Here is a 12,847-nt window from a genome sequence, read left to right on the forward strand (position 1 = left end):
CAAGTGGAGCACGGTGGGACCCAGGTGAACCGGACGATCATGCTGCCGGCCTCCCTCGACGAGGCCGTCGACGCGCTGGCCGCCACCCCGGCCGCGGTACCGGTGGCCGGAGCCACCGACCTGATGGAAGCCGTCAACGCCGGACGGCTACGCCCCGCCGCCCTGGTCGGCCTCGGCCGGATCACCGAACTGCGCGGCTGGCGCTACGAGGACGGCGGCACCGCCGTCCTCGGCGCCGGACTCACCCACGCCCGGATGGACCGCCCCGACTTCGCCGCGCTCATCCCCGCGCTCGCGGACGCCGCCCGCACCGCAGGCCCGCCGCAGGTCCGCAACGTCGGCACCCTCGGCGGCAACATCGTCACCGCCGCCCCGGCCGGCGACACCCTCCCGGTGCTCACCGCCCTGGAGGCCAGCGTCACCCTCGCCCGGGCCGGCGCCAGCCGCGAGGTGCCGGTCAGTCACCTGCTCACCGGCCTCGACCCGGTGCGCCCCGGCGAACTCCTCACCTGGGTGCGCGTCCCGCTGCTGCACGCCCCGCAGGTCTTCCTCAAGGCCACCGGCCGCAGCGGCCCGGCCCGCGCCACCGCCTCCGTCGCGCTGGTCCTCGACCCCGCCCGGCGCGCCGTGCGCTGCGCGGTCGGCGCCGTCGCACCGGTGCCGCTGCGCCCGCTGGAGGCCGAGGCCTGGGTCGCCGGCTGCATCGACTGGGACGGCAGCCGGGAGATCGACCCGGCCGCGACCGCCGCCTTCGGCGAGTACGTGGCCACCGCCTGCGTCCCCGACAGCTACGGCGCCGAAGGCGCCTGGGAGGCCGTGACCGAGGGGCCGAGCGCGGCCGCCATCCGGCTGCGGCGTACCGTATCGGTGCTGGCCCGACGGGCACTGGGAAGGGCGCTGAAGTGACCACAGACCCCATCGAGACCCTCGACGCCGACCCGCTCGGCCTCACCCCGCAGGTCAGCCGCGAGCTGCGCCCGTGCGCCTCCTACACCTTGCGGGTCAACGGTTTCGAACGGCCCGTCACCGACGCCTGGATCGGCGAGAGCCTGCTCTACGTGCTGCGCGAGCGGCTCGGCCTGGCCGGCGCCAAGGACGGCTGCGAGCAGGGCGAGTGCGGGGCCTGCTCGGTGCAGGTGGACGGCCAGCTGGTGGCCGGCTGCCTGGTGCCCGCCGCGCTGGCCGCCGACAGCGAGATCAACACCGTCGAGGGCCTGTCGGCCGCCGGCGGCGCGAGCGACGTCCAGCAGGCGCTGGCCGAGTCCGGCGCGGTGCAGTGCGGCTACTGCACCCCCGGCATGGCGATGGCGGTGCACGACCTGCTCCAGCGCAACCACCGCCCGACCGAGGTCGAGGCCCGCCAGGCGCTCTGCGGCAACCTCTGCCGCTGCACCGGCTACCGCGGCGTGCTGGCCGCCGTCCAGAGCATCGCCGACGCGCGCGCCGAGGACGTCGAGGAGGCGGAGGAGACGGCCTCTCCGGCCGCCGCCCAGACCGCCGCCCCGGCCGCGGGACAGCCCGCCGAACAGCCCGCCGGGGAAGCGGCCGCCGGACCGGAGCCGGCCGCCGAACCGCCGGTCTACGCCGACGCCGACGCCTGGATCGAGCACGTCCCGCAGCCGCCCGCCGAGCAGCCCCCGGCCGGCACCGACCAGCCGTACGGCGACGGCCAGGGCGGCTACGACACCGGCGTGTACGACACCGCCGTCCTGACGCCGGTCCAGGGCATCCCCGCCCAGACCGCCGACGACCAGGTGTACTACCCGCCCCAGGGCTACCCCGAGCAGCCGTACCAGGGCACCCCCGCCCACGGCACCTACGTGCCCGGCGGCTACCCGCAGCAGAACGGCTACGACGCCGGGTACGACGCCCCGGTCTACGAACCCACCCCCGCGCACGGCACACCGCTGCCCGGGGCCGCCTTCGACGGCACGCCCCCGCACGGCACGCCGTACGTCGCCACGCCCCCGCACGGCGCCCCGGCCGGCGGCACCGCCCCGGCCGGCGTCCCGTACGGCGCCACCCCCGCCCACGGCATCCGGCTCCCCGAGGACGACCACGCATCATGACGTCGCCTACCGACATCGGCGCAGCACTCCAGCAGGACGGCGGCGAGGGCGGCGCACCGGAGCCGTTCGGCCTGGGCAGCTCACCGCTGCGCAGCGACGCGCTGCCCAAGGCGCTCGGCATCTACCCGTACGCGGCCGACCTGTGGGCCGAGGGGCTGCTCTGGGGCGCGGTGCTGCGCTCGCCGCACCCGCACGCCCGGATCAGGGGCATCGACACCGCGGCCGCGCTCGCGCTGCCCGGCGTGCACGCCGTGGTCACCGCCGCCGACCTGCCGCCCGGCCCGGACGGAAGCCCGGACGGCGCCCCGGCCGGGCCGATCGTCGCCGACCGGCCGGTGCTGGCCGCGGGCGTGGTGCGCCACCACGGCGAGCCGATCGCCGCGGTGGCCGCCGACCACCCGGACACCGCCCGGCTGGCGGTCGGTCTGATCGCGGTCGACTACGAGCCGCTGGAGGCCGTCACCGACCCCGAGCAGGCCTTCACCGCCCCGTCGCTGCACCCGGACGGCAACCTGTTCCGCCACCTGCCGCTGCGCACCGGGGACCCGGACGCGGCCGGCGAGATCATCATCGAGGGCCTCTACCAGGTCGGCCGTCAGGACCCGGCCCCGCTCGGCGCCGAGGCCGGGCTGGCCGTGCCGCGCCCGGACGGCGGCGTCGAACTGCACCTGTCCTCCACCGACCCGCACGGCGACCGCGACCGCACCGCCGCCTGCCTCGGCCTGGAGCCCGACCGGGTCCGGCTGGTGGTCACCGGCGTGCCCGGGGCCACCACCGACCGCGAGGACCTTTCCTTCCAGGTCACCCTGGCGCTGCTGGCGCTGCGCACCGGCCGCCCGGTGAAGATGACCCTCACCCGCGAGGAGTCCTTCCACACCCACCCCTCGCGCCACCCCGCGCTGCTGCGCTACCGCCACCACGCCGACGCCGAGGGCACCCTGGTGAAGGTCGAGGCGCAGATCCTGCTGGACGGCGGCGCGTACGCGGACGTCTCCGCCGAGGCGCTGGCCGCCGCCACCGCGTTCTCGGTCGGCCCGTACGTCTGCCCGAACGTCTTCGTGGACGCCTGGGCGGTGCGCACCAACAACCCGCCGGCCGGGCGGATGCGCGGCGAGGGCGCGTTGCAGGCCTGCTTCGCCTACGAGTCGCAGCTGGACCAGCTGGCCGCCCGGATCGGCGTGGACCCGGTGGAGATCCGCCGCCGCAACGCGATGTCCACCGGCGACCCGATGCCCACCGGACAGGCCGTCACCTGCCCGGCGCCGGTCGGCGCGCTGCTGGAGGCCGTCGCGGCCGAGCCGCTGCCGGCCCTGCCGGTGGACGACCCGGACGCCGAGTGGCTGCTGCCGGGCGGGCCCGGTGGCGCCGGCGACCCGGCGGCGGTGCGGCGCGGGATCGGCTACGCCGTCGGCATGGTGCACATGCTCGGCGCCGAGGGCGAGGACGAGGTCTCCACCGCCACCGTGCGGGTCAGCGGCGACCACGCCACGGTGATCTGCGCGGCCGTCGACTCCGGACAGGGCTTCGCCACGCTGGCCCGGCAGATCGTGCAGACCGTGCTGGGCGTCAGCGAGGTGTACATCGCGCCGGCCGACAGCGACCAGTCCATCGCCGGTCCCTCCGCCCGCGGCCGGCACACCTGGGTCTCCGGCGGCGCCGTCGAGCGCGCCGCGCTGATGGTCCGCCACCAGCTGCTCCAGCCGATCGCCGCCAACTTCGGGATGTCGGTGGAACTGCTGCAGATCGCCGACGGCAAGATCACCTCGTACGACGGGGTGCTCGGCATGCCGGTCGCCGAGGCGCTGGAGGGCAAGGAGCTCTGGGCGACGGCCCAGTGCCGCCCGCACCCCACCGAGCCGCTGGACGAGTCCGGGCAGGGCGACGCCTTCGTGTCGATCGCGTTCTGCGCGATGCGCGCGGTGGTGGACGTGGACATCGAGCTGGGCGCCGTCCGGGTGGTCGAGATGACGGTCGCCCAGGACGTCGGCCGGGCGCTGAACCCGCGGCAGATCGAGGACCGGATCGAGGCGGGCGTGGCCCAGGGCGTCGGCCTGGCGCTGCTGGAGGACCTGCGCACCGAGGGCGGCGTGCTGCTGAACCCCTCGCTCACCGGCTACCGGCTGCCCACCGCGCTGGACACCCCGCAGGTGCGGATCGCCGCCCTGCTGGAGGAGCGGGACGTGGTCGCCACCTTCGGGGCCAAGGCGGTCAGCGCCGCCCCTGCGGTGGTCGCCCCGGCGGCCGTGGCCGCCGCCGTCCGGGCGGCCACCGGCCTGCCGGTCGGCCGGCTGCCGATCCGGCCGGAGGACGCGGTCGCGGTCTGACGGCCGGGGGCGGCGGTTTCGGTCGACCGCCCCGGAAATACCGTAAACAGGAATTGCCGGTCGACGGAATGTCGACCGGCAATTCCATTTCCGGCGAGGCCATGACGGGAATCGAACCCGTGTACACCGCTTTGCAGACGGTTCCCTAAGCCACTCGGGCACACGGCCAGTGAATTCATAGTGGCGGAATGCGTGGGGGGCCGTCAACGGCGGAATGTAAATTCTGTATGGCGGCTTGTGCTACGGTCGGAACCAGGTGGCCGGTCGCCCGGCCGCCCCGGACGAGCGCGTCGTACCCGGTGACGACAAGACGGCGCAGTTCAGCGGCAATCCGGCCGCTGTGGACTGCGGAGGTAGGCCGTCATGGCATGGCTCGTTCTGATCATCTCGGGTGTCCTGGAGACCGTGTGGGCGGTGGCCCTGGAGTCGTCCAAGGGCTTTTCCCGGCTCACCCCCAGCCTCGTCTTCGGTGTGGCCCTGCTGCTGAGCATGGGCGGGCTGGCGTACGCGATGCGCACCATTCCGATCGGCACCGGCTACGCGGTCTGGGTCGGTATCGGCGCGGTCGGCACCGCGCTCTACGGCATGGCCGTCCTGGGGGACGCGGTGACGGCGGCCCGGATCGGCTGCCTGCTGCTCATCGTCTCCGGCGTGGTCGGCCTGAAGGTGCTCCACTGACCTCCGCCTGAGCTTCCCCCTGACCCTGGTCCTAAGCCCTGCGGACTAGCTGATCACCGACTCGGGTCAGGGGTCATGAAGGTAGACGGCCCTTACGATGTTACGTATGACCACTGCCTCCCCCACCTCGGTCGACTCCGCCTCGATACCCTCCGAACCCGACCCCGGTGGCGGGGTCCTCAGCGGCCGCTACCGCGCTCTGACGCTGGGGATCGTGTCGGTGGTCCTGGTGATCGCCTTCGAGGCGACCGCCGTCAACACCGCGATGCCGACCGCGGCCCGCCAGCTGAACGGCATCGGGCTGTACGCCTTCGCCTTCTCCGGCTACTTCACCACCACGCTGTTCGCGCTGGTCGTCTCCGGGCAGTGGTGCGACCGGCGCGGGCCGATGCAGCCGCTGTTCACCGGCATCGCGGTGTTCGGCGTGGGCCTGGTGGTGGCCGGGACGGCACCGGGCATGTGGGTGTTCGTGGCCGGGCGGGCGATCCAGGGCCTGGGCGGCGGGCTGGTGATCGTCGCGCTGTACGTGGTGGTCGGCCGGGCCTTCCCGGAGCGGCTGCGGCCGGCGGTGTTCGCGGCCTTCTCCTCGGCCTGGGTGCTGCCCTCGATCGTCGGGCCGCTGGTCTCCGGTGCGATCACCCAGCACCTCGGCTGGCGCTGGGTGTTCCTGGCCGTGCCGGTGCTGATCCTGCTGCCGCTGGCCGTGATGGGCCCCGCGCTGGCCCGCTCCGAGCGGGAGCACCCGGTGGCCAGGGGCGCGGAGTTCGACCGCCGGCGCACCCTGCTGGCCGCGATGGCGGCGCTCGGTGCCGGCCTGCTGCAGTACGCGGGCGGGCGGCACGACCTGATCGGGCTGCTCCCCGGGGTCGTCGGGGCGGCGCTGCTGGTGCCGGCCGTCCTGGGGCTGCTGCCCCAGCGGACGCTGCGGGCCGGGCGGGGGCTGCCGGCGGTGATCCTGCTGCGCGGACTGGCGGCCGGGGCGTTCCTCGGGGCCGAGGCCTTCGTCCCGCTGATGATGACCACCGAGCGCGGCCTCTCGCCGACGATGTCGGGGCTCACCCTGACCAGCGGCGGGCTCACCTGGGCGCTGGGCTCCTGGCTGCAGGGGCGGCCGGGGGCCGAGCGCTACCGCGAGGCGATGATCCGGGGCGGGTTCGTGCTGACCGCGGTGGCGATCGCGGGCGCCGCGCTGGTGCTGGTCCCGGCGGTGCCGGCCTGGGTGGCGGCGGTGGCCTGGGGCGTCGGCGGCATCGGGATGGGACTGACCGTCGCGAGCGTCAGCGTGCTGATGATGAAGCTCTCCGCGCCGGAGGACGCCGGGGTGAACTCGGCGGCCCTGCAGATGAGCGACGCGCTGGGCAACGTCCTGCTGACGGGCCTGGCGGGGGTGATGTTCGCGGTGCTGGGCGGCGGCTCGCTCGCCGCCGCGCACGAGGGCGCCGGGGCCACCGCCTCGGCCGGGGCCACCGGGTCGCCCGCGGCGTTCGCGGTGATCCTGCTGGCCATGGCCGGCGTGGCGCTGCTGGGGGCGCTGCTCGCCGGCCGGGTCCGGGTCAGGTCCTGAGGGTCAGCCGGCAGCGGCGGCGGAGGGCACCGGCGGTGCCCCGGGGGTGCCGAGGAAGGCCTCCCAGCCGCCGGTCGGCGCCTGGCCCGGGGCGAGGCCCTGGAGCTTGCGCAGCACCGCAGTGTCCTGGGCGTCCAGCCAGTCCACCAGTTGGCGGAACGAGACCAGCCGGACCTCCGGCTTGTCCGCGATCGTCCGGAGCACGTCCTCGACGGCGTTCATGTAGATGCCGCCGTTCCACTCCTCGAAGTGGTTGCCGATGACGTAGGGCGCCCGGTTGCCGTTGTAGGTGCGGTCGAAGCCCAGCAGGTAGGCGTCGCGGGCCTGGGCCTGGAAGCCCGGGTAGAGCGCCGGGTCGGCCTTGGTGTTGGGGCCGCACTGGTTGTACATGATGTTGTAGTCCATCGACAGCACCTGGAAGGTGTGCCCGGGGAAGGGGATGGACTGCAGCGGGAGGTCCCAGAGCGCGCCGCCCTGGATCTTCTGCGGCCACACCTGGGTGCCGTTGCCGCTGCTGTCGTAGCGCCAGCCGCGCTTGACCGCGGTGGGCAGCAGGTTGCGCTGGCCCTCCAGGCAGGGGGTGCGGCTGCCGACCAGCTCCCTGCGGTAGTCGAAGGGCAGCGCCGGCAGGTCGGTGAAGCCGGTGTTGGTGCGCCAGTTCGTCACGAAGTCCATGGCCTGCTGGATCTCGCTGTCCCAGTCCTCCGGGGACCACTTGCCGACGCCGGTGGCGCCGCAGAAGTGGCCGTTGAAGTGGGTGCCGATCTCGTGGCCCTCCAGCCAGGCCGCGTGCACGTTCTCCAGGGTGTCGTGGATGTGCTGGTCGGTGAGGTAGCCGATCTCGGAGGCGCCGACCTTGTGCTGCGGGGGGCGGTAGAGGTCCTTCTTGGACTCGGGCAGCAGGTAGAGGCCGCTGAGGAAGAAGGTCATCGAGGCGTTGTGCTCCTGCGCCAGCCGACGGAATCGGGCGAACAGGCCGTTGTCGAGCTCGCCGGCGCCGTCCCAGGAGAAGACCACGAACTGCGGCGGCCGTTCGCCGGCCTTGAGCCGCTCGGGGGTGGGCTGGTGGGGCTGGGCCCCGGTGTCGGAGGTGGAGCCGTCGCCGATCAGGACGGCCTGCGGCTCGGCGACGTCCGTGGGGCCGGCGCTCTGGTCGACGGCCGCGCCGCTGGGAGGGACGGCCGAGCCGATCATCGGCTTGTCGGCGCTGTTGCTTCCGCAGCCGGTCGCCAGGGTGGCGGCGGAGGCCGCACCGGCGGCCAGCAGGGTGCGGCGGGAGAGAGCGGCCATGGTCACTCCGTTCATGAGGCGTTCGGCAGGCGTACAGGCGTGCGGAAATCCGGTCGGACAAGTGGGGTGATAGAACCCGTGACCGGGTCAGCATGGCAGCTGACCCCGATCGGTCGGCCAGGCGCCACTGGCAGTCGTCATCGATCGCCCGATTGCCGCAACCGGACCGACCCTCCGCGCCGTCGAAGCTCGTACCGAGGCGTTCCGGTGGCGCTTTCACCTGGGAAACGGCCGTCGCGTTCCGTCACCGGGTGCCCACTGGGCGCAGGGATTCGGGCGGTTGCCCTGCCGATCGGGGGGTGTCATTACACCCATCGTGTGGACGTGCTCTAAGGTCCGATCCGATTGAATTGTTTCCCAGGAAACTCCCAGGATCGGGAATCCGTCGGTAGAGGGGAGCGCCCGTGGGCGTCCAGCAGAGCAGGAGCCCGTGGCCGGGCACCCTGGCGGCCGCTGCCGCGCTGGTGCTCGGCGCCTGGCTGCTGCACGACGGCGGGCAGGGCGTGCTGCCGCCCGCCCCCGGCAGCACGCAGACGCTGTCCGGCTTCGCCCCGGTCTCCGTCGTCCCGCCGCTGGGCCCCTCCGACCCCACCCGCATCCGCATCCCGGCCGTCCGGCTGGACGCCCCGGTCACCGCGCTCGGGCTCGACCCCGACGGCCACCTCCAGGCCCCGCCCGAGGCGGACCGCAACCTGGCCGGCTGGTACCGCGGCGGGGCCAGCCCCGGGCAGCGCGGCACCGCCATCCTGGACGGGCACGTCGACAACAAGGCCGGCCCGGCCGTCTTCTACAACCTGGGGGCGCTCCGGCGCGGAGACCGGATCGAGATCGCCCGCGCGGACGGCGCCGTCGCCGTCTACCAGCTGTACGCCATCGAAGTGCACGACCGAAAGGACTTCCCGGACGACCGGGTCTACCGCCAGGCCGCCGACGCTCAGCTGCGGGTCATCACCTGCGGCGGCGCGTACAGCGCCGAGCACGGCTACGAGGGCAACGTCGTCGCCTACGGCTTCCTGGCCGACACCACCCGGCCGGGCAAAGCCGCATGACCACGCTGACCCTCGCCACCCGCTGGAACCCGATCGACTGGCCGCTCACCCACGGCCCGATCCCGTACGCCGTGCTCGCCGCGGGCTGGGGGTCGCTGGTCCTGCTCGCGTTCTCCCGCCACGAACGCTGGCGGGCCCCGCGCCTCTTCGGCGCCCTGATGCTGGCCGGAACGCTCACCGCCCTGGTGAAGCTCGGCGTCGACGGCTGGTGGCACCCCTTCCCGGAGGGCACACCGGACTTCGTCCTGCGCTGGATAGCCGTCGCGCTGTTCGCGATATCCCTGGTCTGCTTCCGCGCGCCGCTGCTCGCCGTCCGCCGCCGGCTGCTGGCGACCGGAGCCGCCGTCCTGGTGCTGCTGATGGCCGCCTCGCAGGTCAACCGGGGCTTCGACCAGTACCCGACCGCCCGGGCCATGCTGGTGCCCGGGGTCCAGGCGCTGACCACGGGCAAGGTGGCCAGCACCATCGCCGCCACGCCGGGCAAGCCCGTCGAGGAGCTCTGGCACGCGCCGCCCGGCCTGCCCGCCAAGGGCACCCTCTCCACCGTGACCATCCCCGGCACCAAGTCCGGCTTCACGGCCCGCGACGGGTACGTCTACCTGCCGCCCGCCTACCAGGCCAATCCCCGGCCGCTGCTGCCCGTCGTGGTGCTGCTGCCCGGCCAGCCCGGCGCCCCGGTGGACTGGATCACCTCCGGGGCCATCCAGGAGACCCTGGACGCCTTCGCCGCCGACCACCAGGGCCTCGCCCCGATCGTGGTGGTCGCCGACCCCACCGGCAGCCCGTTCACCAACACGCTCTGCATGGACTCCCGGATCGCCAAGGCGCACACCTACCTGGCCACCGACGTCCCGGACTGGATCCACCACAACCTGCAGACCGCCACCGGCCGGGGCGCCTTCGCCATCGGCGGGCTCTCGCTCGGCGGCACCTGCTCGCTCCAGCTGGCCGTCAACGCGCCCGGGGTCTACGGCACCTTCCTGGACATCTCCGGCCAGGACGAGCCGACCCTGGGCGAGCACGGCGAGACCGTCGACAAGGCCTTCGGCGGCGACGAGGCCGCGTTCGACGCCGTCGACCCGGTGCACATCATGGCCCGGCAGAAGTTCCCCGACACCGCAGGCATGTTCGTGGTCGGCGCCAACGACCCGGACTTCCGACCCATGCAGGAGAAGGCCTATGCGGCGGCACAGGCGGCCGGAATGAAGGTCGGCTACCAGACCATCCCCGGCTGGCACAGCTGGGTCGTGTTCCGCCAGGCCTTCGAACAGAACCTGGCCTGGCTCTCCCAGCAGACCGGGCTGATCCGGTGATCCGGCTCCCCGCGGCCCCCGCGCCGGCCAAGGAGCAGGAGTGGCCGTCGGACCGCGCGCCGGTCGCCGGGACGCCGGAGCCGCGCCCGCAGCGGGCCTGGCGGGCGACCCGCAGGTTCGGCGTGTGGCTGCGCTCGGCGCCGCTCACCCTGGTGCTGCTGGCCGGGCTCTGGGCGCTCGGCGCGGCCACCGGCAGCCTGTCCCACGGGCCGTCCGAGCGGCTGCTCGACCGGGTCGGGGCCGGCGTGCCCACGCTCGCCGAGGGCCACTGGTGGACGCCGTTCACCTCGCTGTTCTGGTGCTCCGGCCTGGGCTCGTACGTGTTCACCAGCCTGCTGCTGGTCCTGGTCGGCCCGGCCGCCGAGCACCGGCTCGGGTGGCTGCGCACGCTCGCGGTGCTGGTCGGCGGGCAGCTGGCGGGCACCCTGCTCGGCACCGGGCTGATCGCGGTCGGCTCCCGGGTCGGCGAGCAGTGGACCGTCTCGGTGGCCGACCAGACCTCGGTCGGCCCCGGCGTCGGCCTGTTCGCGCTGGCCGGGGTGCTCGGCTACCGGCTCACCGTGCTCTGGCGCCGCCGGCTGCACCTGCTGGTGCTGCTCGGCCCGCTGGTCATGACGCTGTACGTGGGCCACCTGCAGAGCGTCCAGCGGTGCGCCGCCGCGTTCGTCGGGCTGGGCGCCGGCGCGCTGCTCGCCCGGGGCGGGCTGCACCTGCGCACCCACCGCTCCTCGCACTCCGAGACCCGGGTGCTGGTGGCGCTCTGCCTGGTCGCCGCCGCCCTCGGGCCGCTGATCGCCTCGCTGTACGACAACGCCAGCGGGCCGTTCAACACCTTCTCCGAGCTGTACTTCTCGCACCGGCTCAGCCCGGAGGAGGTGGCCGACTTCTGCGCGCTGTCGGCGCACGACTGCGCCCGCGCGCACGCCGTCGAGCGGATCTTCGACACCCCGGGCCGGCTGATGGCCGCGCTGTTCCCGGCGCTGCTGCTGGTCCTGGCCGAGGGGCTGCGCCGGGGGCTGCGGCTCGCCTGGCGGATCACCGTCGCCACCGAGCTGCTCTGGGCGGCGCTGCTGGGCTGGCTGTACCTCGACTCCGGCCCGGTCAGCGGCGACGTGGTCCAGTACTTCGTCGAGGCGCTGCTGCTGCCGCTGCTCACCCTCGGCCTGCTGCTGGCCACCCGGCAGCGCTTCCGGCTGCGGCTGGCCGGCCGGGAGGTGCTGCGGCTGGGCACGCTGCTCGGCGGCGCCGCCCTGGCGGCCTCGGCCGCGTACGTGGGGCTCGGGCGCCTCGCGGCCGACCAGTTCGAGCCGGGGGCGAACATCCGCCGACTGCTGCACGGGCTGCCCGCGCAGTTCCTGCCGCCCGCCTACAACGACCTGCTGCCGGACTACCCGATCGCGGTCGGCCCGGTGGCGCTGTTCCTGGAGACGTACTGCGGGCTGGCGTTCTGGGTGGTCGCGCTGACCGCGCTGCTGCTGGCCTTCCGCCGGCCGGTGCTGCACACCGACGCGGAGGCGGCCGCCCGGGCCAGGGCGCTGCTCACCGCGTACGGCGGCGGGACGCTGTCCTTCATCACCACCTGGGACGGCAACCACTACTGGTTCGACGAGGAGGGCCGGGCGGCCGTCGCCTACCGGGTGCACAACACGGTGGCGCTGACCACCGGCGACCCGTTCGGCGCGCCGGAGGCCCGGGCCCGGGCGGTGGCCGGGTTCGCCCGGTTCTGCGACCAGCGCGGCTGGACCCCGTGCTTCTACAGCGTCTCCCCGCAGACCCGGGAGGCCGCCGCCCAGCTCGGCTGGCGCTCGGTGCAGGTCGCCGAGGACACCGTGGTGGCGCTGCCCGAGCTGGCCTTCACCGGCCGCAAGTGGCAGGACATCCGGACCGCGCTGAACAAGGCCGGCAAGCAGGGCATAACCGCCGAGTGGTGGTCCCACCACGAGGCGCCGCGCGCGCTGCGGGACCAGATCCGGGCGATCTCCGAGGAGTGGGTCTCCGAGAAGGGCCTGCCCGAGATGGGCTTCACGCTCGGCGGACTGGAGGAGCTGGACGACCCGGACGTGCGGGTGCTGATCGCGGTGGACGAGCAGCGCGTCGTGCACGGGCTGACCAGCTGGATGCCGGTGTACGAGAACGGCGTGCCGGTCGGCTGGACGCTGGACTTCATGCGCCGGCGCTCGGACGGCTTCCGCGGCGTCAACGAGTTCCTGATCGCCTCGGCCGCGCTGGGCTTCAAGGAGGAGGGCGCGCGCTTCCTGTCGCTGTCCGGCGCGCCGCTGGCCCGCTCCGGGCAGGACGAGGAGCCCTCCGGCCTGCAGCGGATGCTGGACTGGATGGGACGGGTGCTGGAGCCGGTGTACGGCTTCCGCTCGCTGCTCGCGTTCAAGGCGAAGTTCCAGCCGGAGTACCGGCCGATGTACATGGCCTACCCCGACCCCGCCGCACTGCCGAGCATCACCAGGGCGATCGGCAAGGCGTACCTGCCGCACCTGACGCCGGCGCAGGGCGTCCGGCTGATGCGCAGGCTGTCGGGCTGAGGCGCCCCGGGCCCCGGACCCGG

General features: G+C 74.2%; 9 protein-coding genes, 1 tRNA gene and 1 riboswitch. Of the genes, 8 read left to right on the top strand and 2 right to left on the bottom strand.

From position 1 onward, the window contains the following. The first annotated feature begins 39 nt into the window (after positions 1–39). From OG556_RS22155 to OG556_RS22165, 3 genes are read left to right on the top strand one after another with little or no spacing between them, the layout of a single operon-like run. Positions 40–906, top strand: a complete 867-nt coding sequence (locus tag OG556_RS22155) for a xanthine dehydrogenase family protein subunit M (RefSeq protein ID WP_371522814.1) — start codon at positions 40–42, stop codon at positions 904–906. Beyond that, on the top strand, positions 903–2,069 hold the full coding sequence (locus OG556_RS22160; protein ID WP_371518648.1) for a 2Fe-2S iron-sulfur cluster-binding protein: 1,167 nt from the start codon (positions 903–905) through the stop codon (positions 2,067–2,069). The genes OG556_RS22155 and OG556_RS22160 overlap by 4 nt, the downstream gene beginning before the upstream one ends. Then, the gene (locus tag OG556_RS22165) at positions 2,066–4,393 is read left to right on the top strand and encodes a xanthine dehydrogenase family protein molybdopterin-binding subunit (protein WP_371518650.1); all 2,328 of its coding nucleotides are present in this window, start codon (positions 2,066–2,068) and stop codon (positions 4,391–4,393) included. The genes OG556_RS22160 and OG556_RS22165 overlap by 4 nt, the downstream gene beginning before the upstream one ends. A 96-nt stretch (positions 4,394–4,489) precedes the next feature. Here the strand turns inward: OG556_RS22165 and OG556_RS22170 are convergent. Next, positions 4,490–4,561 (bottom strand) — tRNA-Cys (locus tag OG556_RS22170). Between the two features lie 85 nt (positions 4,562–4,646). Beyond that, positions 4,647–4,713: riboswitch (guanidine-III (ykkC-III) riboswitch) on the top strand. 43 nt (positions 4,714–4,756) lie between these two features. On the opposite strand from OG556_RS22170, the gene OG556_RS22175 reads away from it, so the two are divergent. After that, complete coding sequence (locus OG556_RS22175) at positions 4,757–5,071, top strand: SMR family transporter (protein WP_350881126.1); 315 nt, start codon at positions 4,757–4,759, stop codon at positions 5,069–5,071. A gap of 106 nt (positions 5,072–5,177) precedes the next feature. Further along, entirely contained in the window at positions 5,178–6,635 is a 1,458-nt protein-coding gene (locus OG556_RS22180) for an MFS transporter (RefSeq protein WP_371518651.1), read from the top strand. 3 nt (positions 6,636–6,638) lie between these two features. On the opposite strand, the gene OG556_RS22185 is transcribed toward OG556_RS22180, so the two are convergent. Further along, positions 6,639–7,925: a hypothetical protein gene (locus OG556_RS22185; protein WP_371518653.1), complete on the bottom strand. Its 1,287-nt coding sequence runs from the start codon at positions 7,923–7,925 to the stop codon at positions 6,639–6,641. Between the two features lie 404 nt (positions 7,926–8,329). Between OG556_RS22185 and OG556_RS22190 the strand changes: the two genes are divergently transcribed. Genes OG556_RS22190 through OG556_RS22200 form a run of 3 tightly spaced genes read left to right on the top strand, consistent with a single transcriptional unit; the run spans position 8,330 to position 12,824 of the window. Next, positions 8,330–8,974: a class F sortase gene (locus OG556_RS22190; protein WP_371518654.1), complete on the top strand. Its 645-nt coding sequence runs from the start codon at positions 8,330–8,332 to the stop codon at positions 8,972–8,974. Continuing rightward, on the top strand, positions 8,971–10,287 hold the full coding sequence (locus OG556_RS22195) for an alpha/beta hydrolase (RefSeq protein WP_371518655.1): 1,317 nt from the start codon (positions 8,971–8,973) through the stop codon (positions 10,285–10,287). Before OG556_RS22190 ends, OG556_RS22195 begins: the two co-directional genes overlap by 4 nt. After that, complete coding sequence (locus OG556_RS22200) at positions 10,284–12,824, top strand: phosphatidylglycerol lysyltransferase domain-containing protein (protein ID WP_371518656.1); 2,541 nt, start codon at positions 10,284–10,286, stop codon at positions 12,822–12,824. The genes OG556_RS22195 and OG556_RS22200 overlap by 4 nt, the downstream gene beginning before the upstream one ends. Positions 12,825–12,847: the final 23 nt, after the last annotated feature.

The sequence above is a fragment of the Kitasatospora sp. NBC_01300 genome, assembly GCF_041435235.1.
GTDB lineage: Bacteria > Actinomycetota > Actinomycetes > Streptomycetales > Streptomycetaceae > Kitasatospora.